Source organism: Poseidonocella sp. HB161398 (assembly GCF_005870025.1).
GTDB lineage: Bacteria > Pseudomonadota > Alphaproteobacteria > Rhodobacterales > Rhodobacteraceae > Mangrovicoccus.
On the sequence record NZ_VATA01000032.1, the window covers coordinates 1 to 26,885 of the forward strand.

The 26,885-nt window shown below is 72.8% G+C and carries 11 protein-coding genes; 3 read left to right on the forward strand and 8 right to left on the reverse strand.

Features of this window, described 5'->3' with window-relative positions:
• The coding region (locus tag FGX59_RS21870) for a transposase (RefSeq protein WP_138469257.1) at positions 1 to 319 on the reverse strand (319 nt) is incomplete at its 3' end.
• Positions 320 to 441: 122 nt separating this feature from the next.
• Here FGX59_RS21870 and FGX59_RS21875 point away from each other — a divergent pair.
• Positions 442 to 1,371 (forward strand): substrate-binding domain-containing protein, encoded by a 930-nt coding sequence (locus FGX59_RS21875; protein WP_138469258.1) that lies wholly within the window; start codon positions 442 to 444, stop codon positions 1,369 to 1,371.
• Between the two features lie 19 nt (positions 1,372 to 1,390).
• Entirely contained in the window at positions 1,391 to 3,619 is a 2,229-nt protein-coding gene (locus FGX59_RS21880; protein WP_138469259.1) for a methyl-accepting chemotaxis protein, read from the forward strand.
• A 56-nt stretch (positions 3,620 to 3,675) separates the two neighbouring features.
• Here the strand turns inward: FGX59_RS21880 and FGX59_RS21885 are convergent, their stop codons facing one another.
• The gene (locus tag FGX59_RS21885; protein WP_138469260.1) at positions 3,676 to 4,920 is read right to left on the reverse strand and encodes an Hsp70 family protein; all 1,245 of its coding nucleotides are present in this window, start codon (positions 4,918 to 4,920) and stop codon (positions 3,676 to 3,678) included.
• Between the two features lie 205 nt (positions 4,921 to 5,125).
• Here FGX59_RS21885 and FGX59_RS21890 point away from each other — a divergent pair, with 205 nt between their 5' ends.
• On the forward strand, positions 5,126 to 5,545 hold the full coding sequence (locus tag FGX59_RS21890) for a DoxX family protein (RefSeq protein ID WP_138469261.1): 420 nt from the start codon (positions 5,126 to 5,128) through the stop codon (positions 5,543 to 5,545).
• Between the two features lie 824 nt (positions 5,546 to 6,369).
• On the opposite strand, the gene FGX59_RS21895 is transcribed toward FGX59_RS21890, so the two are convergent.
• Genes FGX59_RS21895 through FGX59_RS21920 form a run of 6 tightly spaced genes read right to left on the reverse strand, consistent with a single transcriptional unit; the run spans position 6,370 to position 26,885 of the window.
• Entirely contained in the window at positions 6,370 to 15,981 is a 9,612-nt protein-coding gene (locus tag FGX59_RS21895) for a hypothetical protein (RefSeq protein ID WP_138469262.1), read from the reverse strand.
• Between the two features lie 12 nt (positions 15,982 to 15,993).
• Positions 15,994 to 16,950, reverse strand: a complete 957-nt coding sequence (locus tag FGX59_RS21900) for a hypothetical protein (RefSeq protein WP_138469263.1) — start codon at positions 16,948 to 16,950, stop codon at positions 15,994 to 15,996.
• Positions 16,947 to 18,770, reverse strand: coding sequence for an ATP-binding protein (locus FGX59_RS21905; protein WP_138469264.1), 1,824 nt, complete (start codon positions 18,768 to 18,770; stop codon positions 16,947 to 16,949). Before FGX59_RS21905 ends, FGX59_RS21900 begins: the two co-directional genes overlap by 4 nt.
• Positions 18,767 to 20,470 (reverse strand): hypothetical protein, encoded by a 1,704-nt coding sequence (locus FGX59_RS21910; protein WP_138469265.1) that lies wholly within the window; start codon positions 20,468 to 20,470, stop codon positions 18,767 to 18,769. Before FGX59_RS21910 ends, FGX59_RS21905 begins: the two co-directional genes overlap by 4 nt.
• Positions 20,470 to 24,579, reverse strand: coding sequence for a hypothetical protein (locus FGX59_RS21915; RefSeq protein WP_138469266.1), 4,110 nt, complete (start codon positions 24,577 to 24,579; stop codon positions 20,470 to 20,472). Before FGX59_RS21915 ends, FGX59_RS21910 begins: the two co-directional genes overlap by 1 nt.
• Positions 24,576 to 26,885 (reverse strand): hypothetical protein, encoded by a 2,310-nt coding sequence (locus tag FGX59_RS21920; RefSeq protein WP_138469267.1) that lies wholly within the window; start codon positions 26,883 to 26,885, stop codon positions 24,576 to 24,578. The genes FGX59_RS21915 and FGX59_RS21920 overlap by 4 nt, the downstream gene beginning before the upstream one ends.

Sequence of the window (26,885 nt, forward strand, 5' to 3'; positions counted from 1 at the left end):
CCAGGCTGGACGCCGTGCGATGGGCCTTCAGATGGGTGGCGTCGATCATCACAGTCGTCTCCTCGCCGTGCTCAGCGGCCAGCCCCGCCATGAGCCGGGCGAAGACGCCTTTATCACTCCATCGTTTCCAGCGGTTGTAGAGTGTCTTGTGCGGGCCATACTCCCTTGGGGCGTCGCGCCACCGCAAACCGTTGCGATTGATGAAGATAATGCCACTCAGAACCCGCCGATCATCGACCCGGGGTTTGCCGTGCGACTTCGGAAAGTAAGGCTCAAGACGCGCCATCTGCGCATCGCTCAACCAGAAAAGATCAGACATGGTCACCGCTCGTTTTCGAGCGGTGAATCACGAGCGCCCAACCAAATCAATGGGTCCTGAGCCTAGGCCTGTCCCGGACCGCCCGGAATCCCGGGTGGCGTGTTCAGTGCCGGGAGTCCCCCATGTTCAAACCGCTATTGCTGCTATTCGCCCTCCTGGCACCCGGTGCCGTGACGGCCCAGACGGTCGCGGTGACGATCGCGAATGGCGACTGGACCTATTCCCGCTCGCTGTCTGACAATATCGCCGCCACGCTGGAAGCCAGGGGGATCGGCGACGCGGTGCTGCATGACGCCCTGGGCGACCGCGACGGGCAGATGGCGAAGATCGCCGAGTTCGTCGAGCAGGGGGCGGACGTGATCATCGTCAACCTGCTGAGCACGGATGACGGGCTGCGCGTATCGCGGATGGCCCAGAAGGCGCGGATCCCGCTGGTCTATGTCAATGTCGAGCCGATCAACATCCAGGTCCTGCCCGAGGGGCAGAGCTATGTCGGCTCCGACGAGACGGAATCGGGCACGCTGGAATTCGGCCATGTCTGCGACCGGCTGAACGGCAAGGGGCGCGTCTCCTTCCTGATCGGCGACCTGGTCAGCTCGGCAGCGCGCGTCCGGACGCTCGACTACTACGCGCTGCTGGATACGCCGCGCTGCCAGGGGATCGAGGTGCTGGACGAGGGCTTCGCCAACTGGTCGCGCGACGCGGCCCGCAGCCTTGCCGGAGACTGGATCGCCGCGGACCGCGTGCCCGATGCCTTCGTGGCCAACAATGACGACATGGCGCTCGGCGCGCTCGATGCGCTGGAAGCGGCGGGACTGGCGGAGAAGGGCATCCTCGTCACCGGGATCGACGCAACGGCAGTGGCGCTCGAATCGATGTCGGAAAACGGCATCGACGCCACGGTGCTGCAGAATGCCCGCGGCCAGGCAGAGGCCGCAGTGGACGCGGCGCTGGCGCTTGCCGGGGGCGGCGACGGCGTGGCGCCGGTCATCTACGTGCCCTTCGAGCTGGTGACGCCGGACAATCTCGCCGGCTATCTGGCCGGCAACTGACGACAGGGGAGAGCGCATCATGAAGCTGAACATCCGCGGCGCCTTCACCGGCCTCACATTCCGCATCATCGGCGCCATCGGCTTCCTTGCCGTCATCCTGGCGGTGGTGCTGGTCCTCGCCAATGTGCTTTTCAGAGATTTCACCCGCGAAATGGAGAAGCTGTCGCAGCGCGACCTGCCCAACCTGGTCTCGACCTCCAAGGTCATGTCGCGCAGCAATGCGCTGCCCCAGGGTTTCGCGCAGCTCCTGATGGCCTCCTCCCTCGAGGAGCTGGAGGTCGCGACGGCCGAGGGCACGGATGCGCTCAACGCCTTCTTCGACATCGCCCGCACCCGCCCGCCGCGCCAGGCGATCCGCCTTGCCACGCGGCTGTCGGACCTCAAGTTCGGCATGCTCAGCCTCGCCATGGCGCGCGAGGACGAGATCGCCGCGGCGAAGCGCTTTGCCGAAGGACTGGAAAGCCTGTCGGGCGTCTTCGTCACCCTCGGCGAGAGCCGGGCCGGACAGAATATCGACTTCACCAACCTGCTGAGCCTCGCCTTCCAGATCTCGCGCACGACCGACGAGGCGGCGCTGTCGCTGCTCGGTTCGGAACTGCGCTCGCAGCTCGACACGGCCGGGCTGGCGCTTGCAGCGGATGCGCCCGAGGCCTCCGAGCGGCTGCTCTCCCTCGCCGATGGCGAGACCGACCTGCTCGAGCTGCGCCGCACCGAGCTTGCCGCCCATGGCGAGGCCAACCGCCATGCCGCCGCCTCCCTGGCGGCGGTCGAACAGCTCGGTGACGGGTCCTCGCAGCTCGCGATGGAGGCTCTGGACTCGCTGGACCGCGACGCCCGCGCGCTCTCGTCCCGCTCGGTCCAGGCCAACCGCGCGCTGATGCTGCTGGGCGGGCTGGCCGTTCTGGGCGTGATCGGCGCCATCGTGGCGACCCAGCGCTCCATCGTCCGGCCGCTGCAATCCCTGATCCGGCGGACCCGCACGCTGGCGGAAGGCGACACTTCTGCCATGGACGGGATGCGCCGCCGTTCCGGCGAAATAGGCGACCTGGCCGAAGCGCTCACCGTGTTCCGCGACAATATCCTCAGCAACCGCCGGCTGGAGGAAGAGGCGAAGCAGGCCGCGGAAGCCCGCGAAGAGCAGCGCCGCGAGCAGGAACGCCAGGCGCTCGAGACCGAGCGCGCCGAGATGGCGCGCAAGGCCGAGCGCGAGCGCGAGGTGCTGGAGCGCGAACGTGCCGAGCAGGAGGAGCGCCAGGCGCGCGAAGCCCGCGAGCTGGCCGAGCAGGAGGCCCGCCAGAAGGAGCAGCAGCGGGTCGTGACCATCCTTGCAGAAAGCCTCAGCCGGCTCGCCGACGGCGACTTGACCGCCGCGATCGAGACCGAGTTTCCCGAAAGCTACGAAGAGCTGCGGCTGAACTTCAACCGCACGACCGATGCGCTGTCCCGGCTGGTCTCGGTGATCCGCGAGAGTTCGCAGAACATCCTGGCTTCTTCCACTGAGGTCTCGAGCGTGACCACGGATCTGGCGAAACGCACCGAGAAGACCGCTGCAACGCTGGAAGAGACGGCCGCCGCCGTGGCGCAGCTGACCGCCAGCGCGGCCTCCTCGGCCAGCAATTCGCGGACCACCGAGAAGGCGGCGCAACAGGTCCGCACCGAGGCGCAGACCTCGCAGGAGATCGTCCGCAGCACGATCGCAGCGATGGAGGCGATCTCGGAATCCTCCGAGAAGATCGGCCGGATCATCCACGTGATCGACGACATCGCCTTCCAGACGAACCTCCTGGCGCTCAATGCCGGGGTGGAAGCCGCCCGTGCGGGCGAATCCGGCCGCGGCTTTGCGGTGGTCGCCTCCGAAGTGCGCGCGCTGGCACAGCGCGCCTCGGATGCCGCGCGCGAGATCGGCACGCTGATCGGGCAGAGCGACGGGAATGTGCGCGACGGGGTCGACCGCGTCGCCCAGACCGGCAATTCGCTGGACGGTATCGTCAAGCTGATCGACGACATTGCCGAGAACATCTCCGCGCTGGCCACCACCGCGGACGAGCAGTCGCTGAGCGTCAAGGAAATCAACACCGCGACCAACCAGCTCGACTCGATGACCCAGCAGAATGCCGCGATATTCGAAGAGACCTCGGCCTCGACAATGGACCTCACCCGCGAAGCGGATCTGCTGGCCAAGGAAGTCGCAAAGTTCCGCCAGGCGGACGAGGCCGACGCGGCAGGCCAGACGACGCGCGCAGCGTGATCTCGCCGCCCGGCTCGTCCCGAAACTGTCCGGGACGGTCCGGACGGCTGCGGCAGCTAGCGGTCGCGCGCAGCCAGGGCCAGTCCGTCGACCACGGCCGTGAAGGCGTCGCCGCGAAAGACGGCGGCCCGTGGACAGAGCTCGCGCAGCGCAGCCTCGACCAGTCCCATCAGGCTTGAGCCGCCCACCAGGATGACCCGGCCGACCTCGCCGGGCGCGACCCCCGCAAGGGCCAGCGCTTCGGCCGCTGCCTCGCGCAGCTCCCGCCGGTGGTCTGCGAGTGCCGCCTCGAAGCTGGCAGCCGAGACCGGCGCGGAGAGACCGGTTTCGAGGAAGCCCATCTCGATGCTGCCGCTGCCGCCCGCGCCATTCGCGGCGATCTTGCCGCGCTCCACGGCAAAGGCGAGCTCGTGGCCGCGTTCGAGCTCGATGAGCTCGACCAGACGATCGAGCCGCTCCGGTTCCACGGCCAAACGCGCCAGGCCGGCCGCCATCCGCCGCGTCTCGGGCGTGTAGAGAAAGGGGATCCGGTCGCGGGTCGCCAGATCGACGAAGGGCGCGGCCGGCACCGGGACATGCCCTTCGCCCATCTCCCGGCGCAGCGAACTGCCCAGTCCCAGAAGCGGCATCGCATGGGCCAGCGACAGCGCCTGGTCGAAATCCGTGCCGCCCAGCCGGATGCCATGGCTGGCGAGGATGCCGAGGTCGGCCCCGTCTTCGCGGAACACGGTGAAATCCGAGGTGCCGCCGCCGATATCGACGACAAGTCCCGCCCCGGCCGTGCCGCCCTTGCCCCGGCAGGCCCGCGCGGCCGCTTCCGGCTCCGCCAGGAAGGAGACCTCCTCGAACCCGGCCGCGAGGTAGCAAGCCCGCAGATCCGCCTCGGCCCGGGCATCGAGCTCCGGCGCGCGCGAATGGAAATGCACCGGCCGGCCGGAAAGCGCCCGCTGGAATCGCATCCCCGTCGCGGCTTCGGCGCGGCCGCGCAATTCGGACAGGAACGCGGTGACGATCTGTTCAAGCGAGCGGCGGCGGTCGCCGATCCAGCGCATCTCCGACAGGAGCGGCAGGCCGAGCACGCGTTTCATCGCCGCCATGTAGCGGCCCTCCTCGCCTGCGACCAGCGCGTCGGCCGCCGCGGCGCCCAGGCGCATCGTCCCGCCATCTGCGGGGAAGAAGACCGCCGTGGGCAGGGTCGGCGCGCCGCGCTCGATCGGGATGTGGTAGACGCCGCCCTCCCAGGCAAGCGCCGCGGCGGTGTTCGACGTGCCGAAATCGATGGCGAGGGGCGGTGTCTGCATGGCGGTCCCGGGGGCTGCGGAGCGGCGAGCCCTAGCCCGGATCGCCATTCCGCGCAAGCCGGGGAGACCTGTCGCAGCCCGGAATTTAAGAACATATATGGGAAAGTCTTTCCCGTTCATCGTCATATCATGGATGGAGGCGCGGGTCTAAATCCTCCTCATGACAGACATGAGGGCCGCAGCGCCCTGCATCAGGAGAAAGACAATGTCCGCATTCACCGCCTCGCTCGGCTTCGCCAGCCCCGCCGCCATCGCCATCGCCGCCCTGATCCTCCGGATCACGCTGGGCGGGCTGGTCCTGGCCCATGCCTACCTGAAATTCTTCATCTTCACCCCTGCCGGTGCCGCCGGGTACTTCGCCTCGCTCGGCGTCCCGGGCTGGTTCGCCTATGTGACGATCGCCGTGGAAACCGTCGGCGGCATCGCGCTGATCCTCGGCATCCAGACCAGCCTGGTCGCCCTGGCGCTGATCCCCGTGCTGCTCGGCGCCGCCATCCTGGCCCATGGCCCGAACGGCTTCTGGTTCACCAATCCCAATGGCGGCTGGGAATTCCCCGCCTTCTGGGCCGTGACGCTTCTGGTCCAGGCCCTGCTCGGCGGCGGCGCGCTGGCCATGTGGAAATAGGCCCCCGATGCCGGAAAACCGGAAAGGCGGCGGATCCCCGGATCTGCCGCCTTTGCCGTGCCTGCCTAGGGCCTGTGCGCATGGTGGCGCGGCAGGTCTCCCGTGGCCCTGCGGCTCTTCTGCACAGCCGCGGCCCGCTTTGCCGCCAGGTGCCGAGTGAACGGACCGACAGAGGGCCCTCCGCGATCCAGGCATGCAAGAGGCGCTTTTGCGCAATCGCCTGTCGGGCGGGGGTCGCCTTTCCTCCGGCCCCCTCGACCTCGATGCCCATCTCGCGCTGCGCCCGGACCGATGGCGCTTGCGCCTCGTCCCTCGCGGCCTGGTGCACGGGCCGTCTGGAGCCGCGACAGGCAGTGGCGGCATCCAGGGCTCGATCGACTGCCGCGGTGACAAGCGCCAGGCGCGCGTCTCGCCCTGGCGACGTGAATGGGAACGGTACGGTTCCGGCCGGACAGCGCAAGCAGGCGTGCGGCCACCCGGCTGCCATCGGGCCCGGACCAATCGCGCGGGTCTGGCGCAGGCGGGCGGCGCGTCGGGCCGGAACGGCCCTGATAGCCCGGCGCGCCCGGATCCTCCTCCGCCATTCGCCTGCCGACAGCCGGACGGCCCCGGTCCCCGCGGCGGCGGGGCGTTCCGGACGGTCAAAGGCCATGGAGCGTCAGCGCTGGATGACACCCCAGTTCACGGTCTTGAAACGGCTTTTCCCGGGTCTGCTGGTCCCGGGCGGCGGCGGCAATGGCATCGCGGCGCCGTTGCGCGCCCACGCTACCCCATGGGGCTTGCGCGCAGGGCCGGAAGACGGGGCGGCCCGTCCGGGCCGCGGGTCAGCTTCCCGGACCGGTCTCCTCGTCGCGGATCAGCCGGTCGAGCAGCGCCTGCATCGAGTCCTCCCCCTCCTCGCGGATCAGCGAGAACGCTCCGGCCTGCACCCTGGCGGCGCCGCCCGGGCCCGCGCCGGTCTGGCCGATGCGGCCGAACTGGATGTCGAAGCCGTCGAGACGCGCGGCGAGGTCGGCGAGGGTGATGCCGTATTCCTTGGTCAGGTTCACGCGGATCTCGCCGGTCGTCACCACCAGGTCGCCGCCATGGTCGTCATGGATCTCGCGGAACATCTGGCGCAGGATCTTCTGTGCCTTCTCCCGGGCCTCGACCATGTTGGCGTCGCTGTTGGAGATGTAGATCAGCCCCTTCAGCTTGCCCGGCCCGAAGATCGAGCCCCCGGCCACGTCGCCCGCCGCCATCGACTTGAACATCTCGACGACATAGCGGCGGAACTGGTCGTCGGTGAAGGCGCCCTCGCCGTTCTTGGAATCGAGCGCGTATTCGCGCCCGCGCCGGAGCTGCGGCGGCAGGTCCTCCGCCCCCTCCCCGATCCGCGCCACATGGTCGGCTGAGCGCGGCACGAAGCGCGGGTCGCCGCGGCGCGGCTCCTGGTCGTCGCTGACGAATTCCGCCCGGCCGAGCTTCTTGCCGTCGGCATAGGTGTCGCCGGTGCGCAGCACGGTGCCGTCGGCCTCCGGCTCGACCGGATCGGAGACGCCGCGGCGCTCGAACGTGTCGAAGACCTTGCGGACGGCGGCGGCATCCGGCGTGTCGGCGGGCCCCAGCCGCCCGCCCAGAGACAGGATGTTCTCGACCTGCGCCTCCATCAGCGAGCCCTTCTCGGTGGTGGCGAGGTTGAGGATGCCGCGGTTGATCGCCGCCATCACGGTTTCGGGGGCGATGCTGTCGCCGAAGGCCTCGGCCACGCCCAGCTCGATCTGCAGCAGCAGCAGCTTGGCGCGCTCGACCTCGGCGCGCACCTCGACGGGCAGATCGGCAAGGCGCGGCAGGCCCGCGGGATTGGTCTGGTCGCGGATCTCGCCGCGCAGCACCAGCCCCATCAGCGCCTGGCGGCCGAGCGGCGACATCTCTCCCATGATCCGGCCGAGCGGCGCCTCCGAGCGCATCATCGACTCGACAGTGTCGGCGATCGCGCCGCGCACGAACTGGCGCAGCCCCTCCTCGATGACCTTGCCGCGGGCATTCGGGCTCGAGGCGGCGTCATAGTCGCTGCGGATCGACTTGAGGAAATCGCCGACGAAGAGCGAGAAGGAGGACGGCATCCGCTCGGCGCCGAGGACCGAGAAGATCGCGGCATGGGTCAGCACGTCCATCCGCTGGATGATGGCGCGGGCATCGGCCTCGGATTTCAGCACCAGCCCGCCGGCGAACTGCTTCGCCGGGCTGGACGCGCCTTCCTGCAGGCTCGCGAACAGCGCCTTCGCGGCCAGATCGCCCGGATCGCCGTCGGTGAAGGCCTTGGCCATCCGCGTCTCGAAATCCTCCTGCGGGCGCTGGCCGATCGTGGCCTGGTCGAGCAGGGCGACGACCTCCGCGGGCTTCAGCCCGCTGTCGCCGCCGCTTCGCAGGGCCAGCGTCATCAGGCTGTCGCGGAATCTCGGGTCCTTCAGCGCGGCCTGCATGTAGTCGTTGACCTGCCGCGCCGTGACGCGGCGCAGCGCGTCTCCCTCGCCGACCTGCATCGTGTCGTAGCCGCGCACCAGGTCGGCGAGCCGCCCCAGCATGTCGTTGCGCCGGTTGGGCGGATAGCCCTGGACGATGCCGAGCATGGCGCCGACATCCAGCTGGCGGCCGGGATGTTCGGCATTATGCGCCAGGATCGCATGCAGGTCGTCGAGCCCGGCGGGGTTCTGGCCATGCTCGCGGATGCCGTTGGCCACTTCCGCCGCCCGGGCCAGGAGGCCCACGTCGAGATCGAGCGCGGCCAGCCGGGACAGGCTGTCGCCGAGCGCCTGCGTGGTGGTGCCGAGCGACAGCGCCGGCGCGCCCTTGGCACGCAGGTTGGTCTCGCGCCCGGTCTGGCTGCGCAGCATCTGCGCCAGCAGCTGCGGGAAGGCGGGATCGCCGCGGACCTTGTCATAGACCGGGCTCGCCGGATCGGAGAGCTCGGCCATGCGCTGCAAGAGGTCGCTCTTGCCGGGAAAGCCCCGCGCCATGGTCGAGAGCTGGGTCAGCAGCGCCAGCTTGGCATAGGCCAGGTCGCCCTCGGCGGGCCGGATCTCCAGCGTGTTGTCGAGGATGCGCCGGACCACTGCGCGGTCGGCATCGGTGGCGGATTTCGGCAGGACGGTGTCGAGCAGGCGCTGCCGCAGCTTGTCGAAATCCTGCAGATCCGCCCCGGCCCCCGCCCCTTCGAGGAGCCGCACCATCAGCAGCGTCTCGACCGGCAGACCGGCATTTTCCGGATCGGCCCGCGCCTTCAGCGTGTCCTTCAGCGCGGCTTCCAGATCGGCCTGCGGCAGCGCCCCGTGCATGAACTCGACCAGCCGCGAGAGCGCGCCGCGCTGTCCTTCCGGCGTGGCATTGCCGAGATCGCGCAGGGCGCGGCTGACGCCCTCGGTCGCCTTGTGCAGCTCCGGCGGCTGGAAGTCCTTGTTGAAGAGCCGCGCGGGCTGGGCCAGCCAGGCAGGCGGCGCGATCTCTCCGGCCAGCATGCGGCGCAGATCGGCCTCGGGTACGGCATCGGCACGGCCGCGGCGGGTCTGGAGCGAGGCCAGCGCCTGCTCGGCCGCGGCAAGCTGGATCCGCGCCCGCTCCCGCGCCTTCGGCCAGCGCGACAGCGCCGCCTGCCGGTCCAGCCGGGCGATGATCCGCCGCTGGGCATCGATCTCGATATCCATCTTGTGGCGGTAGGTCTCGATCTTGCGGTCGAGCGGCAGGTCGTCCCAGCGCGCCAGCTGCGCCTCCTCGAGCGCCGCGGCCCGGTCGCGGAACTCCGGGTCCTTCACCTGCAGCGCGTGGATGCCCTCCTCGGCCAGGGCCCGCAGGTCGCCGCCCTGGCGCATCAGGATCACCGGCTCGCCATTGACCACCAGCGTCACCGCATTCTCGTTCCCGCTGCCGCGGACATAAGCCAGGAAGGCGCTTTCCGGCAGGGTCAGGACGGGGGTCTTCAGCACCTCGCGCTTGAGCCCCCAGGGGATCATCGACAGCATCGCCCGCTTCTGCGCCAGCGCCTCGCGGAAGCCGGGGCGGCCATGCGGCGTCCGCTGGGTCGCGTCGATCGCCGCGCGCAGCCCGGCAAGGTCGGCGCCCGGACGCGTGGCGCGGATCCCGGCCAGGATCTCCTCGATCCGCGCGGGCGAGAGCGGGCGGCGCGCCTGCTGCGCCACCCGGATCTCCATAAGCACGTCCTGGGGCAGCTGGCTCATCGCCCGGCGATGCCCCTCGGGCACGTTGTCGAGATGGGCGAAGCGGGCGGCATCGGTGTCGCGGCGCGCGGCCAGGCGCGCGGCGAGCGGGCGGAGCGCCTCCGGCGTGCCCTCGGCGCCCGCCCCGGCCAGGAGCCGCGCGGCATGGCCGACCGCCGCGGGACCGCCATCGGCCATCGCGGCGTCGAGATCGCGCAGGGCGGCGGGCGGCAGGGCGCGGATCGCGGCGCGCAGCCCCTCGGGCGCGACCAGGGCCAGGCCGTCGCGGATCCGGGCGGTCTCGATATCCATCTTGCGGACCAGCTCGGCCGCGCCGCTCATCTGCGCGAAGACCCGGTCGGCGCGCATCCGGTCGCCGGGCAGCAGGCCGCGCAGCCGGTCGCGCAGCGCATCGCCCCCCTCGCCCGCGGCCACCGCCCCGGCGATCTGCCTCCGGGCGGTCCCCGACAGGCCGGCAAGCTCGTCGGCCGGCATGTCCTTCAGCGCCGCGGCGACCGGGGCGTCGAGACCGGCCAGCAGCTCGCGCCGCGCCGCGCGGATCTCCGTCTTGCGGGCGCGCCGCGCCGGGGCGTGGGCGGCGTTGGCGTCGAGCAGCACCCGGTCGAAGGCATCGGGATCGAGCCCCGGCATCTTCTGCGCCAGATCCTGCACGAAGGCGCGGCGCTGGTCGCGCGTGCCCAGCTGGCCGCTATCCATCATGTCGATGAGCTGCCGCGCCGAGGCAGGGTCCATCCCCTCGAGCTGCCCGCGCAGCGTGCCGGGCATGTCGGGGATGCGGCTGCGCACGGCGGCCATGTCGCGGGCCAGGCTCTCGCTGGAGACATGGGTCTCCACCAGGCCCGCATTCTGTCCCAGCCAGCGCAGCATCTGCACCTCGCCCGGCGTGGGGTCGCGGCCCGATCCGGCGATCCGGCGCGCCTCCGCCTGGTAGCGCTGGCGGAACACGTTCTTGGCCGCGGCCTTGGAGGTGGTCGAGGCGATCTCCTTCAGCCCCGCCTTGCCGAAGCGCTCTGCCGCCTCCTTCCAGCCGCCCTTGAACTTGCCCTCGGCCAGCTCGAAGAGGATGCCGAAGCCTTCCGAGCTCATCGTGCCGCCCAGCCCCGCGACCAGGTCGGTCATCAGCTCGCGCCCGCCCGGCCCCAGCGACCGGCCCAGCCGGTTCAGCCGGCCGAGCTTCGCGGGGTCGCGGATATCCGGGTTCAGCCGTCCCGTGAGGCCGCTGGTCAGCCGCGCCGAGATGCCGGCATTCAGCGCCGCCGAGCCCGCCCCCTTCAGCCCCTGCAGCCCGACATTGCCGAAGCCCGCCGCCAGCCCGTCATCCCAGAGCTTGTCGTTCATCGCCGCATTGGCCGCACTGCTCGCGCCCGAGGTGATCGCCTCCTGGATGATCGGCGCGGCGGCCTTGCCGAAGCGGTTGTGCATCGCCGCGCCGATCCGGGCGACCCGTCCCAGCTGCTCGGCCTTCTGCCCGGCCTGCACCGCGCGCGCCGCACTCGCCCCCTTGCCGAGCGCGCCGCCGATCCCGGCCGTCGCCGCCTCGACCGCGGTGGAGGCGATGTCGACGGCCATCTCCTCCCAGCCGTAGCGGCCGCCGCGCATGCCCGCCTTGACGGTGATCGTCGCCGCCCCCGAGATCAGCGCGGTCAGGATCCCCGCCGCGACCAGGTTGACCCCCGGGATGAAGAGCAGCGCCACCGAAACGATCACCGCCAGCGCGGTGATGGCGCCGGTCAGGATGCTTTCCTGGCGGTTGATCTCGGTCTGGTAGAGCCCGGCCGTGGTCTTCACCCGGTCCGCCAGGGTCGACATCGGCGGTCCCTCGCCGCGCAGGGTGCCGTCGCCGCGCATGCCGAAGCGGCGGACATCGGGGTGCCAGTCGCCATTGGGCAGGCGCAGCGGCTGCGGCAGGGTGCGGCCGTCGGGCACCAGCCCCTTCTCCTGCGCCTCCGCCAGCCCGGCCCGCGCCGCCTCCTCCATCCGCGCGTCGAGCGCCGCCCGGTCGCCGTCGAGCATGGCGGCCTCGGGCGTGCCCTCCATCGTGTGCTCGGCGATGAAGCCGGTGCCCTCCTCGCGCTGCTGGCGGTAGCGCATCTGCGCCAGCGCCTCGTGGTCCATCGCGTCCTCGGGATCGCCCTCGAGCGACAGCTCGGCATCCATCCAGTCGTCGCCGGACAGCTCGCTGGCGGCGACGCGGCGGGCGTACTGGCCATGGGTCTCGCCCATCGGATTGCCGTTGGCGTCCCGGCGCTGCTGGTCCAGCTCCCAGCGGCTGCGGCCGCCCAGCACGTTCTGCACCAGCGCCTCGTTGGTGCCGCCGCCATCGGCGGCCAGCGCCATGCCGGTATCGATGGAGATGCGGCCGTCGCCGACGATCTGCCGGCCGGCCTCGTAGAACTCCTGCCCCTCGCGGGCGAATTGCCGCCCGAGCCGCTGGCCGAGGCGGGCCTGGATCGCCGCCGGTTCCATCCCCTCGGTCTCGATGCCCATATGGCCCGCGGTCAGGCGCAGGAACTCCTCGTGCTCGCGCTGCGCGTCGGCCCAGTCATCGGCCATCTGGGCGCGCTGGCGCGGGCTGGCGCGCAGCCAGCGCACGCGCATCTGGGCGTACTTGGTGTCGGAGAAATCTTCGTTGAGCTGGTTCGTCTCGTTGACCGACAGCGAGTAGCCCGAGCGGGAGACGCGGTTGTAGGTCGCCGCCGCCCGGAGTGCGCGCGCCTCGTTCGAGGTCGCGCCATGCATGATGATGGCGCGGTTGTAATCGGCCACCGACTGCGCGGGCGACACGCGGTAGACGCCCGTCTCGGGGTCGTAGCTGCGCGCCTGCGGCTCCTCGCCCGAGCGGTAGGCGACCTCGGGCCGCGCCTCGACCTGGTCCTCCAGATAGGCGTCATGGCGGCGGGTGCGGAATTCGCGCGGGCGGTTGAGATAGTCGACGACGCTGCTGCGCGCGGCATCGAGATCGGCCGCCCGCTCGGCGCGCTCTTCCGCGTCGCGGGTCTCTTCGCGGCGGATCTCCGCCTCGCGCGCCTGGCGGGCCTCGTCGGTCTCCGGCGGGGCGGGCGGTTCGGCGGGGGCGGGCTCCGGTTCCGCCGCCGCGGGGGCCGCGGCATCCGCGGCAGGCTCCGGCGCCGTCGCTCCGGCCGCCGGGGCGGCCGCCTCCCTGTCCGAGGGCGGGGCCGGTTCCGGCTGCGGCAGCTGCCCCGGCGAAAGCGAGGGCCGGCCCTCCTCGCGCGGGGCCGGCCCGTCCCGGCGGATCGTCTCGCGCGTGCCGGGCGGGCGCTCGGCGATCTGGGCGAATTCCATCACCGCCGCATCCTGCATCGCCTGCATCAGGGCGGGCGGCACATGGGTCATGCCGGCGCGCTGGAATTCCTGGCGGATCAGCGTCTCCATGCCCTCGCCCGCGGCGAGCTGCTCCTGCTGGCTCTTCGAGCGCAGCGCGCTGAAATGCTGCTCCATCCGCAGCGCCAGGGCGCGCTCGGGCTGGCCGTTGACATAGGCGGTGGCGATATCCGCCTTCGGCCCGTCCAGCCGGTCGCGCAGGCTCTGGCCCAGCTCCTCGCGCTCTTCGGGCGACATCACCTCGGCCGAGACCTCGTCGGCGGTCAGGCTGGCGCTGAGCGCCTCGACCGCGTCGTCGTCCAGCCCGTCGAACCAGCCCGCCTCGTTGATCAGGTTCTGCTTGCCCTCCGAACGCTCCGAGGCGCTGGTCGAGAACAGCGCGAGGACGTCGTCGCGCTCGTCCTCGTCCATCCTGTCGCGGATCAGGTCCTGCAGCGGCGTCCCGCCGCGGCTGTTCCTCTCGGCCCAGGCCTCCTCGGCCGCGAGCGGACCGGGCCAGGGCGTGCTCAGCGCCATGACCACCTCGTCCTCGTCGGGATCGGTCCGGTAGAGCTCGTAGAGCATCACCGCCGGCGACAGCGCCATGCCGAGCGCGATCTCCCCGCCGCCATACTGCTCCGGCAGGGCGCGGTAGACCCGGTTGCCGCGGGTCAGCGCATCGCCTGCCGCGCCGGTGCGGATCTGGTGGAAGACCTTCCCCGCCCCGTCGGTCAGGTAGGATCCCTCCGCCTCGGACGCCGCGCCGCCGAGCTGCTCGGACATGCCGTTGACCCGCGAGAGATAGCCGTTCCACTCGCCGCCGATGACGGTGTTGAGATAGTTGACGACCGCCATCTCGATATTGCTGAAGCGCTGGTCCTTGTCGGTATTCGGACCGAGCAGCCGTTCCGAGACCTCGGCGGCATGCTCGCGGACCGCGGGCAGGCAGTCGTCCATGCCCTCGTCCCAGACGCCGGTATAGGCGATGCCGGTGCGGATGACGTCGTAGCGGACCAGCATCTCGGCGTCGCGCAGGGTCTGGACGCCCTGGCTGGCGGATTTGGCGATCTGGGCGGCCTGCTGGCGGAACCCCTCCTGCGCCCCGGCCAGCGCCTCGGCGGCCTGCTGCGCGACCGAGGCGATCTGGCCGTCGCGCAGCTTGGCGAGGCTCTCCTCGGCCTGGGCGAAGCGCTCCAGCAGGTCGACCGAGTCCAAAAACTTGCCCTCGGCCACCAGCGGGCGCAGCCGCTCCACCAGGCCGGGATACTGCGCCACCAGCCCGGCCAGGCCGGAGTCCAGCGCCGCCTCCACCTGCCGGGCCTGGTCGCGGAGCCCCTTCTCGATCTGCTCCCCGGCCTCGCGCAGCCCCTTGTTGATGCCGTGGACGATGCCCTTCTCGCTGGCGGGGTTCAGCCTCTCGCGTTCGAGATGGCGGTACTTGCCCTCGAGCTGGTTGACGATCGCCAGCTTGGCCTCGTCCATCTGCCAGGCTTCGAAACGCACATTGGTCTCGAGATGGGGCAGGAATTCCTCTTCGTCCTCCTCCTCGGCGGCCATCGTCGGCGCGGCCAGCCCGAAGGTCATGTCATAGAGCCGCGCCAGGTTCTCCCGGCTGGTCAGGTTGTCCCGCGTCTCCTGGTTGGCCTCGACATAGGCCGTGCGGTGCTGTTCGGTCAGCGGACCGAGCGCGGCATTGCACTGCATGTTCCCGAACTGGGACAGGCGGTTGTCCGGATAGTCCTGCATCAGCTCCGAGGACAGCGCCGCACCGGCCGCCTCGAAGGTCCTGAAATCGGTGCCCTCGCCCTCGCCCTCTCCGCCGCCCTCGCCCTCGCCCTCGCCCTCGCTCTCCTCGGGCGCCGCGCTTTCCAGCCCGGTCTCGATCATCTGAGGCTGGATCGCCGAGGGCAGCGCGGCGATGCGCTCTGCCGCGGTCGCGGCATGCACTTCCATCGCCGCGTCCATCGCCGTGCGGGCGTCATCGAGCACCTGCGGCGCGTCGCGGAACAGCCGGTCCTGGATGGTCACGTCGGTCTCGACCGCGACCTCCTCCATCGTGCCCACCGCCACGTCGCGGTGCTGGATGATCTTGACCTGCTGCTCGGTGATCTCCGCCCTCAGCGCCGCCAGGACCGAGACCCGCGCGGCCTCGACCCGGGCGAGCGCGCTGCCCACGAGCCCCGGCACGCGGTCGGCCATCGCCTCGATCTGGCCGCGGGTGTGGAAGGACAGCCCGCCGGTCTCGTGGACCACCAGCCGCTGCGCCTCGCGGGCCCGGTCGGCCACGCGGTTGAGACCCTGCTGGATATTGGCGTGATGCGCCTCGGGGGTCAGCCCGGTCGATTGCAGAACCTTGTCGCGCTTGCGCAGCGCGCTGGCGGGCGGTCCCGGCACGACCGGCGTGACGATGGCGTTCAGGTCGGGCGCCGGCACCGGCGGAAGCGGCGGCGGCGCCACCGGGCGGAAGGCCTGCTGGGCGCCCCCGCCGCCGCGCCCGCCGCCCTCCTGCCCGCCTTCGGAGCCGCCGCCGGCCTGCTGCGCGCCTTCCTCCGCGGCGGCCTCCCCGCCCTCGGTGGCCTCCTCTGCGCCCTCTTCCGCGGCCGCGCCGGCGCCGTCTCCGCCGCCCGCGCCGCCGCCATCGGCCGCCCCGGCCGCCCCGCCTTCGGGCGCGGCGGGCGCCTCGGCCTCTTCGGTTTCGCCGGACAGGGCGTCGCGCGCCGCCCGCCCGGCCGCGGCCGCGTCGCGCATCGCCAGGGGATCGGGCGCGGTCTGCTCGCCCAGCGTGCCGGAAAGGCTGACCGGCAGGCCGGGGCGCGGCGGGGCCGCCTGCGGCGCGGCCACCGCGCCCTGCCCGGCCTCCGTGCCGGAGACCGGCGCGGCGCGCTTTTCCGCGGTCCGCATCCCCGCCCCCGCTCAGTGCCGCACCTGCCCCTCGGACAGGGGCAGGCGCAGGATGAGGGGCTCGACCAGGCGGAAGACCTTGGGCATCCAGACCCACCGCTCGCCGAGGAAGACCAGGCCGTCCATCAGGCGCGTGCCGCCATCCGGTTCGGTCCCGCGCCAGGCCAGCCAGATGCGGCCCGGATCCATCCAGCCCGCGATCTTGCGGTAGCCGCCGGGAAAGCCGTCGCTCAGCTCGTTCGACCAGCGGAAGGCGCCGGCCGGCGCGGCGATCAGCGCATCCGCCGCGACCGGCTCCAGCCGCGGATAGCGCCCGGGCAGCCCGCCCTGGCGCACCGCCTCCCAGAGCTCGGGCACGATGCTGGCATGGAAGGCGGCGGCGCAGTCCTCCTCGGTCGGGGCCAGCCGGGCGCGCAGCGCGGGATCCGCCATCGCGTTGACCAGCTCCAGCACCGCCTCCGACAGCGCCCGCCCGGTCGCCAGCATCTCGTAGCGCGCGGTGGCCAGGTCGCCCAGCCGCAGGAGCGCCAGGTCGACCTCCTCGCGCAGGAGCCCCGAGGCGCCGTCGCGCACCCGTTCGACATCGCGGATCAGGTCGATGCGCTCGGTCTCGACCGCCGCCCAGACGCCGAAGAGGCAGCGCCGGTCGTCGCTTTCGCGCAGCGCCGCGGAGACGTCGGCGGGGCTGAGCGCCTGCAGCGCCCGGGCGATCCGGCCGCGCAGCTCCGGCGGCACGGTGGCGACCTCCAGAAGGCGCAGCCGCACGACCGGGTTGAAGCTGTACTGGATCACCGGCAGCGTGCCGTACCAGGTCCAGTTGGCGATCTCGGGCTCGCCGGCGACGATCGGCGCGGTCACGGTGCCGGTCTCGGCCTGGGTGAAGCCCAGCTCTTCCAGGGTCCGGGCGATCGCGGCAAAGGCGGTATCCGGCGGCAGCACCAGCGTCTGGGGGATGCGGATGTCGTTCATAGCCCTGCCACTGCCCCCGTCACGCTGCGCCCGATCTTGCGGAATTCCTGCGCGATGCCGGTGCGGATATCGGCCATGCCGAGGCCCCGGCCGGCGTCGAGCGCCAGCACCTCGGCGGTGCGCACGATGTTGCGGATATGGCCGCCGGGCAGATCCACCATCGCCGCCAGGCGGTTGATCTCGGCCGCGCTCAGCCCGTGTCCCGCGCCCAGGCACATCCGCCAGATCTGGCGGCGCTCGCGCGCGGCGGGCAGCGGCACCTCGATGATCTGGTCGAGCCGCCGCGCGAAGGCCTCGTCGAAGCGGTCGCGGCCATTCGTGGTCATCACCACGATCCCGTCGAAGGCCTCGATCCGGCTGAGCAGGTAGTTGGTCTGGTTGTTGGCGAAGCGGTCCGAGCTGTCCTTCGTCTCGGTCCTGGCGCCGAACAGGCTGTCGGCCTCGTCCATCAGCAGGACGCAGTCGGCGGTCTCGGCGCGGTCGAGGATGCGCGACAGGTTCTCCTCGGTCTCGCCGATGTATTTCGACACCACGGCCGAGAGGTCGAGCTTGAAGAGCGGCAGGCCGAGGCGGGTCGCCAGCCAGGCGCAGGCATGGGTCTTGCCGGTGCCCGACGGCCCCGAAAGAAGCGCCCGCACCCCCGGCATGCGGTGCGGCGAGGGGGCGGCGCGGATATCCGGGCGGCAGCGGGCGCAGAGCAGGTCGAACTCGGCGCGCAGCGCCTCCTCGGCGGCGAAATCGGCATCGCCGACGTCATGCGGTACCAGCGTGGCATGCGGCTCCATGTCGGCGCGCAGCTCCGCCCCCATCGCCGCGCGCAGCCCCTGCCCGGCCCGCGCGCGCGCCGCGATCGCCCGGATCCGGTCCGGCCCGAAGCGCAGATGCGGCAGCGCCGCGGGCAAGGCCGTGCCGGGCAGCGCGGCGCGCCAGAGCGCCGCGCGGGTCTGCGGCGCCACGCCGGGCAGGTCGAGGTCGATCACGTCGAGCCCCTCGGCCTCGATCCCGCCCTCGCGCCCGGCCAGCACGATGCGCGGGCCGTGATAGCCGGGAAGCGGCGCCAGCCGCGCCCGCCGTCCCGCCTCGGTCGCGAGCTCCTGCACCGGCAGCCAGCCTGCCAGCCCGGCCGCCGCCCCGGTCCCCGGCCCCGGCGCGCCGGGCAGCTGCACCGCGCGGCGCCCGGCCGCCTCGGCTAGCGCGGCGGCGAAGAGGCGGCGGTCGGCGCGCTCGCCCTGGCGCAGCGACAGGCAGAGCGGCCCGGTCCCCAGATGCGCGAGGATCTCCGCCGCCGCCGCGCGCCAGCCATCGGGCAGCCCGGTCGCGGCGAGGATCGCGGGCCGCTCAGGCGCCAGGTCCATCGCCAGCGCCATCGCCTCCGACAGGCGGAAGGTCCGCTCGGCCTGCGGCACGCAGCCGTCATGGCCCGGCACGACGAGGCCGAGCGCGAAGGCGCGTGCCGCGAAGGCGCCCGTCCCCTCCCGTTCCAGCCCGCAGGCCGCGGCCAGCCGCGCCAGCGCGCCGATGCTCGGCCACGGTCCGAACCCCTCGCCCTGCAGGCTGCGCAGCGCCTGGCCGATGGCGGGATCGCGCTCCACCGCCTCGGCCAGCGCGACGGCAAGCAGGTCCTCGAGCCCCAGATCCGCCGAACGCGCCAGTGCCATCAGCGCCCGGTCCTCCCGGGCGGGGCGCGCGACGGCGGCATGCAGCAGCGTCCCCGGCCGCGCCGCCCCGGGCCGTCCGGCCGCGGGCAGCAGGGCCGCCAGGCCCTCGGCGACCGCATCGCAGAGCCGCGGCGCCGCGGGGATCGGCAGCGCCTCGGTCATGGCCGCCGCCCCGCGCCGCCCGCCCGGTCGTGGTCGCGCAGCTGGCTGTAGTCGTAGTGGAAGCTCACCACCCGGCCGAGCCAGGGCACCCAGCCGGGATTGAGGTCGAACCCCGCGAGGCGCACCGGCAGCCGCAGGTCGCGGGCATCATAGGTGACATCGACATGGGTGGGGGTGACGCAGATGCGGCCGGGCAGCCGCGCGAGCGGGCGCCAGCCCATCCCGGTCGCCGCCGAGACTGCGCATTGCGCCGAGAGCATCGCCCCTGTGACTGCCGAACCGCGGACCGGCCCGGCGCGGCGCAGCCCCGGCCCGCCATGGCGGCGCAGCGTGCCCGGGCGGAGCGCGCCGACGGCGAAGCCGCGCAGGCAGAGGCGCCGCCAGCCCGGCCCGCCCGGCGCGAGGCCCCAGCCCCGCCAGGCCGGCAGAAGCCGCGGATCCGGCCCCCAGCTCCTGCCAAGCGCGGGCTCTGCCGGCGGATCCCAGTCGCCGGTGCCGATCGCCGCCGTCGAGGGATCGCCCTCGCCGAGCCCCAGCCGGGCGGCGAAGCCGCGCAGGACCGGCAGGCAGAGCGGCACGCCCGCCGCCTCGGCCCGCTCGAGCCCCGCGAGCCGCATCGCCGCGAGCAGGAGCCACAGGCCGGCGACCGGGCTCTCCTCGCCGTCGAAGACCGGGCCGGGCAGGAGCTCCGCCCGGTCCGGCACCGCCGCGCGGCCCGGGTCCGTCCGGGCTACCTCGGGGACGGCCGCCCCTGCCGTGCCCTGCGACCGGGGAGCGCCCGGCGCTGGCTTGGCAGCGGCCCCGGGCCGTGTCGATGCGCGGCCGCGCCGTCGCCGGGCCGCCAGATCCGGGATCTGCCGGAGCGCCGCGGCGATCATCGGCAGCGGCATGTTCGCCGCCCGCAGCCGCAGCGCCGCGGCAGCCAGCTCGATGCCGCCGGGTTGCGCCGCGCCGCGCAGGAGCGGCAGGACCAGCGCCTCCGCCCAGGCAGGCAGGATCGCCGCCGGCTCGGGAACGGGGGCGGCAGCAGACGGTAGCGCCCGCCCGGGCGGGAGGCTGGACGGCGCCGCCGCCCGCGGCCGGAAGCGGTCCATGGCAGCCGCCTCGACCGCCCGCCGCGCCTCCTCTCCCGCGCAGGCGGCGAGGATCCGCCCGAGGGCGGCGGGGCCGGCCATCTCGAGGCTTTCCAGGAGCAGCTCGGGACCGCCCGGCAGATCGGCGAGGCGCCCCGCGGCCTGCGGGCCCGCGCGCGCCGCGAGCGCGGCGAAGACCGCCGCCGCGCGTTCCGCCCGGCCGCCTTCGACGGCGCCGGGAAAGGCGCGGCGCAGCGGCCAGCTGAACGGCCGGTCCGCGCAGAGGGCCCCGAGCGCCGCCGCCGCTGCCGTGACCTGGTCGGCGAAAAGCACCGCCCCGGCCGTCTCGGCCGCGGCCCCGGGCAGCGCCCGCCCCGGCGGCACGCGCAGGAGCCCGGCCTCGCAGAGGCGGCGGGCGACGAGCTGGGACAGCGCCTGGCGGGAGATGCCGCGCGGCACCCGGCCGAGATCGAGGCGGCGCACCACCAGGAGCCCGCCGGCCTCTTCATGGGGCAGCGTGAGGGTGCGGAACGCATCCTCCAGATCCGCGCGGAACCCCGGCACCGCGTCTCGGCCGGGCGCGCGGACCGCCAGTCGGCCGACGCGGATCCGGCCCGGCGCGCCCATCAGACGCCGACCTTTGACCGGGCGGCGGGATCGAAGACGGCGAATTCATGCACGCTCGTCACCCGGGTGACACCGGCCGCGACCTCGATCATCTCCACCTTGGCCATCGTGCCGGAGAGGTCGCGCACGACGCCCCGCGCCTGCACGGCGCCGGCCTCGAGCACGGCGACCTGCATGCCGATCACCGGCGTGCCGCGGCGGATCACCAGGTCGATCGCCGCGCCCTTGCCGACCGCCTGGTCGCGCTCCAGCCGCGCGGTCACGATCTCGGCCACCGGCGCGTGCGAGGCCAGCAGGACCGCCACCCGCACCAGATCCGACATCAGCGCCTGCGCCTCGGCGACGCCGCTGTCCATCCGGCCGAAAAGCCAGTCGTTGAGGCGGATCAGCTTCTTGCGCAGCTCCCAGTCGATCCGGTCCCAGCTGGGCAGCCGGACCAGCGAGGCCAGCGAGACCTTGGCGTCGAAGACCGACAGGTGCTGCGCCCAGATCAGCCGCAGGGCCGGCGGCACCTGGCGGAAGAGCTCGGTCTCGGCCGCGATCACCCGCTCGATCTGGCCGACTTCTTCCAGCGCCAGCTTCGCGACCTTCGGCTGCTCGCCCGCCTCGATGATGTCGTTCAGCGACAGGTCGGCCAGGGCACGGCGGCGGCGGTCCGCCCAGCTCGCCCTGGACAGCGCGTCGAGATCGAGCGCGCTGCGGGCCTTGAGCATGTTGAGCATCATCCCGCGATAGCCGGTCAGCACCGAGGACATCGCCGCATAGGCCGGCGAGGCCGCCCGGCCGCGCCCGGTCTCGCTGCGCGCGCGGCCCTGCATCACGCTGTACTTGGAATAGGCGCGCATCCGCAGGTTCGAGTAGAGATGGTCGAGATAGTAGGGATAGCGGAACTCGGCGGCGAGTTCCGGCGAGGCGGTGAACCAGCCGATCGGCATCTCGCGCAGCACCGCCAGCATCTCGGCCAGTTCGCGCGGCACGTCGGCGGGCTGCCGCAGGCTGGAGGGCAGCGGGTCCTCGAAGGCGCCCGGCAGGCGCAGGCCCAGCGTGTCGCCCTGGCGATGGGCGCGCAGGACGCGCGGCCGGGCGTAGGCGACGTACTTGACGCTCTCGGCGAGGATCCGCGCCCGCTCGGCCTCCAGCGCATCGAGCCGCGCGTTCTCCTCGGCGATCAGGCTGAGCGCGACGCGCAGGTCGTGCCGCGCCTCGTCGAGATCCTGGTCGGCGATGGCAAGCGCCTCTTCCCAGCGGGTCTGGATGGCGGCGAAGCCCGGGATCGCGGCCTCGACGCTGTCGACCACCGCCGCGACCGCGCCGATCCGCGCCTCGACCACGCGCAGGAAGGAGACGACATTCTCCAACGTGTTGATTGCCGATTGCAGATAGGCGCTCTCGTCGTCGCCCTCGCTGTCCTGGCCGCCGGTCGCGACCGGATCGGGATCGAGCTGCTTGGCAAGGACCAGCGCGGCGAGCACCGGCAGGTCGATCGGCGCGGGACGGGCGCGCAGCTGGGCGGCAAAGCGGCTCTGGCGCGTCAGCTCGGGACCGGCGGTGCCGGAGGTGACGGCCGCCTCGGGCAGCACGACGAATTCCCAGTTGCGATCATCCTCGACGCCCTGCAGCACCTGGCGGAACCCCGAGGTCATCTGGTCGATCTCATCCTCCGCATAGCCCGCCGCACGCGCGGCGCCGAGGACGCTGGCCCGCGGCAGCAGCACCGCGTTGCGCGCCGAGGTCAGCGGCACTTCGAGCCCGGCGGTCGAGATCTCCAGCCCCTGGATGCGGCGGATCACGTCGGCCTTGATCCGCACCGCCGAGGCCTTGGCATTGAGCGACGCGCTGCGCTTCAGCCGGTCGGCGATGGTGACGGTGCGCACCTCGCGGATCTCGCCCGGCAGCGGGGCCGAGCGGGTGATGCCGATCCGCTTCGACTTGGCATCGGCCAGGAGCGCGTCATCGACCAGCCCGGCGCGGGTCTCGTCCACCAGCGTCTTGATCTGGGTGGTGTTGCCCGACAGGTAGGTGTCGCCGACGGAGATGGCCTTGCCGAAGCTGAGCGTCGCCTGGGTGTCGGTGAAGCCGGTGATCGCGGTCGCCCGCAGCAGGTCCGTCCCCGAGGTCCCGCCGGTGCGCAGCGGCGCGGACTCGATCGTGCCGGGGATCAGCGTGACCTGCCCGCCGGTGACGGCGGTCTCCCGCGCGATGGCGAAGCTCGGCTCCGGCGCGGCCGCCAGCTCCCGGGGCACGCCGCCGGTCAAGCGCATCTCGTGCAGCGCGATCGTCAGGCCGTCATCGGCGCTGCGCAGGGCGAAGCTGTCCGAGGCGGTCCTGACATTGGCCGCCACCGTCTCAGCGGTTTCCGCCGCGGCTTCGACGATCACGCCGCCGCCGCTGCCGTCGCCGCCCGTGCCGTCTCCGGCCGCCGTGCGGGTGGCGAGGAAGCTGGCGCGCAGGCCCTGCGAGAGCGCGTAGTTGCTCGAGCCCTTGGCCAGGCCCGCGAGGACCGGGAAGGTGGCGAGCTTTGTCGCCTCCTCGTTGTCGAGCATGATCTGGCGCAGCCGGTAGATCTCCGCCTGGACCTGGCTGAAGGCGAAATCGACGACGTCATTGCCCAGATCCAGCGCGGCGCGCATCCGCCGGACGAAGGGCGTGATGCCATAGTCCACGGCAAGATCGTCCAGCCCGGCGGGATCGACCATCGCCCGCTGCGGCGCGGTGAAGAGCGTCTCGGGCAGCTCGCCATGCACGCGCGCCAGCGCCTCGGCGGCGTCCTCGCCATGGGGGTCCGGCATCTGCGGATCGACCGTGGCGAATTCCGCCTCGCCGCTGACAGGGTCGTCCCCGGACAGGGTGAAATCGGTGACCGCGCCCGATCCGCCGATCGCGCCCTGCACCTGCGGCGCCATCGCCCGCAGCGCCTCGCGGGGGGCGCGCATGTCGGCCACGCGGCCCTGCAGCGTCGCCTCGATTTCGGCGAAGCCCCGCTCGCCGGGCGGTTCCAGCAGGTCGGGGGCATAGAGATGGTCCGGCACCGGCACCAGCCATTTGACATGGTCGCGCGCCCGCGAGGTGTCATAGGGCGCCAGCTTGCGCGCCGCCTCGAGCGCGGCCTCGAGCTGGCTGGCCGGGATCGGCGCCTGCGCCTGGCCCCAGGTCGCCGGGAAGAAGGAGCCGCTGTCCCAGGCCTTGCGCGGCAGCAGCCCGGCGGGCGGCAGGTGGCGCAGGAAGGCATGGCCCGCCGCGCCGTCCCAGCCCGCGCGGCGCGTCGCGATGGCGGTCTCCTCGACCAGCCCCTCGAGGCGGCTCTGGCGCAGCGCGTCGAACGGGTCGATCCGCAGGTTGGGCAGCATCCCGCCGCGGCGCGCGACCGCCGCGTGATGGACCCAGGCGATGCGGCCGTCGGGCTCGACGAACATCATGGCGAGGCCGGTGCCGAAGGCCGCCCAGGGCAGCTCCTGCGCCGGATCGGCCTCGATCGCGCGCAGCGCCTCGGCGGCGACATTGGCGGCATAGGCGGGATCGCCGCCGGCCAGGCTGTCCTCCAGCGAGGTCCAGCTCAGCCGCAGCCCGTCGCGGATGACGATGTCGATATAGGGCGCGGCGGCGGCATCCGGCGGACAGGGATCGGCGAAGCCGCCGAGCGGGCTCGCCTCTGGCGGCAGCACCTCGGCTTCGGTCGCCACCGGTTCGGCGACGAGCACCACGAGCCCGCGCGGCAGACCGGCCTCGTCCGCGACCGACCCGGTCGGCGGCAGGTCGTCGAGCCGCACCGTCTGCGGCTGGCGCAGGATCACGTCCTGGCCCATCGGCGTGATGGCGCGGCCCGGCGACAGCTCGAAGAGGCCCGGCGCCTCCGGCTCGCCGTCGCGGCCGTTCACCGCGCCGATGGCCAGCCCCGCGACGATGCCCGGCGCCAGGCGGCGCCCGGCCAGGCCCAGCCGCGCCTCGCTCCAGCCCTGCTCGACCGCCATCGCCGAGCGGGTGATCGTCCGCCCGGTCGTGTAGCGCAGGCGCTGCAGCGCGCAGTCGCCCGCGACCTGCCGCGCCCGCGCCGGGCTGAGCGCCAGAAGGGATGTCAGGATCCCCTGCGGATCCTTGAGCAGGAGCGTCATTGGAGGTCTCCCAGAAGCTGTCCGAGCGACCGCTGCGCCGCGGCCCGGGCGTCGGCCGCGGCCAGTCCCAGGGCGGCGGTCATCCGCTCCATATGCGCCAGGACCCGGTCGGCGGCCGGGATGCGGTCGCCGGAGAAGAGCTCCAGCAGCTCCGCCATGCGGCCGGTGGAGACGACCAGCCCGCGCCGCGCCTGGGTCTCGATGGCGGCGGGATCGGCCGAGCGGTAGCTGAGCGGCAGCCCGAGCTCGCGGCTGATCTCCAGCACGCGGCCGAGCTCACGGGGATCGCGCGGCTCGCGCAGCAGCACCGGGCCGCCGCCGCGCGCGAGGATCGCCGCGGCCTCCTCGTCGGGCCGCTCGAGGATGCGCAGGAGCCGCTGGACGCTCTCCGCCGCCGCGGCGGGAAGCAGCGCCTCTGCGGGGGCCCGCATCGCGACGCCGCCATTGAGCGCCCGCTGCAGGCCCGCCGCCACCGCGACCTCCTGCGTGCGGGTCGCGAAGCGCGGGATGCCGATCTCGACCGGCCCGCCGGTCAGCAGCGCCTCGACCCGCGTCAGCCCGCCGGCCAGGTTGGACCGGGCATAGATCTGCAGGATCTGCTGGGCGGCCGCGCGGTCAAGCCCGCGGGAGACCGCCTCGGTCAGGATATGGGTGGCGGCCAGCGGACTGCCGCCGGCGACCGCGTGCAGCAGCGCGCGGTTGTACATCGCCAGCGTGCCGATCTCCGCCGCCGTCTCCGGCAGGGCGATCCGGCCATGCAGCATGTCGAGCCCCCAGGGCGCCAGCAGGTCCGAAAGCCCCGCGCTGTCCTGGCCGAGGACGCTCTGCGACAGCTCGACCGCGGCGGCCTCGTCGGTTGCCGGCGCCTCCGGGGTCTCGGGCGTCTCGGGGATTTCCGGCGTCTCCGGGGTGTCCGGCAGCTCGGGCAGCGCGACCTGGTAGGCATAGGCCTCTCCGGCCAGCGCGTCGGTGCGCAGGAACTGCCGCCGCCGCGCATACCAAAGGGTCTGGCGCGACGAGAGCAGCGCCAGCCATTCGGCATTCACGGTCGGATCGATCAGATCCGCATCCTCCTCCTGCGCCAGCAGCGCGTCGATCAGCGCCGCCGGGCTCTGCGCGCGGCCGCCCAGCGGCGCGGCAGGGGCGAGCGTCAGCTCGGCCTGGGCGATCTCGGTCGGCGTCGCGGCCCAGTCCTCGCGCGGGACCGGCACGATGAAAGTGACCGGCGTCTGCTCCAGCGCCTCGCGCGAGGCGCCGAGATCGAGTGGCGGCAGCGTCAGGCTCTCCTCCAGCAGCTGGGCGATCTCGTCCTCGGGCAGCGCCACCAGCTCCACCGGCACTGAGGCCGGCAGCCAGTTCTGGCTGAGCACCGGCGCCAGCCCCGGCGCGGGCAGGCGCGGCGCGACGCAGGCGGTCGGCATCCGGCCCATCGCCGGCAGGACGGAAAAGCGCGAGGACGCGGCGAAGGCCATGTCGGGACTGCCGGCGATCATCTCGCCGATCAGCGCATCGTACTGGCGGTGATGGGCGATCGCCCGCGCCGTGTCGACGACCCCCAGCCCGAAGGCATCCGCGCGCGCCGCGCCCGCATCGCGCCGCGCCAGGTGCATGTCGAGCCAGACCAGCACGTTGCTGTCGAGCTCCATCATCGCCAGCGGCAGGCTGGTCGGCGGCAGATCGGGCCCCTTGCCGTCGAAAAAGACCCGCTGGGCGGCCCGGGCGCGCCGCATCTCGGGCGAGCCGCCGCCGGTGTTCAGCGTGAAGGGCACCAGCGTGAACAGCACCGCCTCGTTGACCACGCTGTCCTCCAGCTTGCGCTGCCCGGCCGCGCTGGTGGCGTAGTTGGCCACCGGGTTGGAGGAGTACTCCACCGGCACCGCGCAGAGCACGAAGATCCCGCTGCGGCTCTCGGCGACCAGCTTGAGGCTCTCTTCCAGCCCGGCGGCGGCGGTCAGCTGCTTCTGCTGGCTGATGTCGCCGAGCTGGATCGTGATCTCCTGGTGCAGCACGATGCTCTCGCCGCCGCCGCCGATGCCGAGCCCCGGCGAGACGGCAAGCCCCGAGCTGCCGCCCGGTGCCGGGCGCACCTCGAGCCCCGAGACGACGCCCTTGCCGATCGCCTGGCCCATGTCGCCCTGGCGGGCGATCATGTAGGACTGGTCGCGGTTGAAATGCTGGGCGGTGACGAACATGCCCTCGGACCAGCGGGTGCGCTCGCGCAGCTGGTCGACCAGCACCGCGCCCGGCGGCAGCTGGCCGGGATCGATCAGGGTGCGGCGAAGGTCCTGCGGCGACAAGGTCGGCAT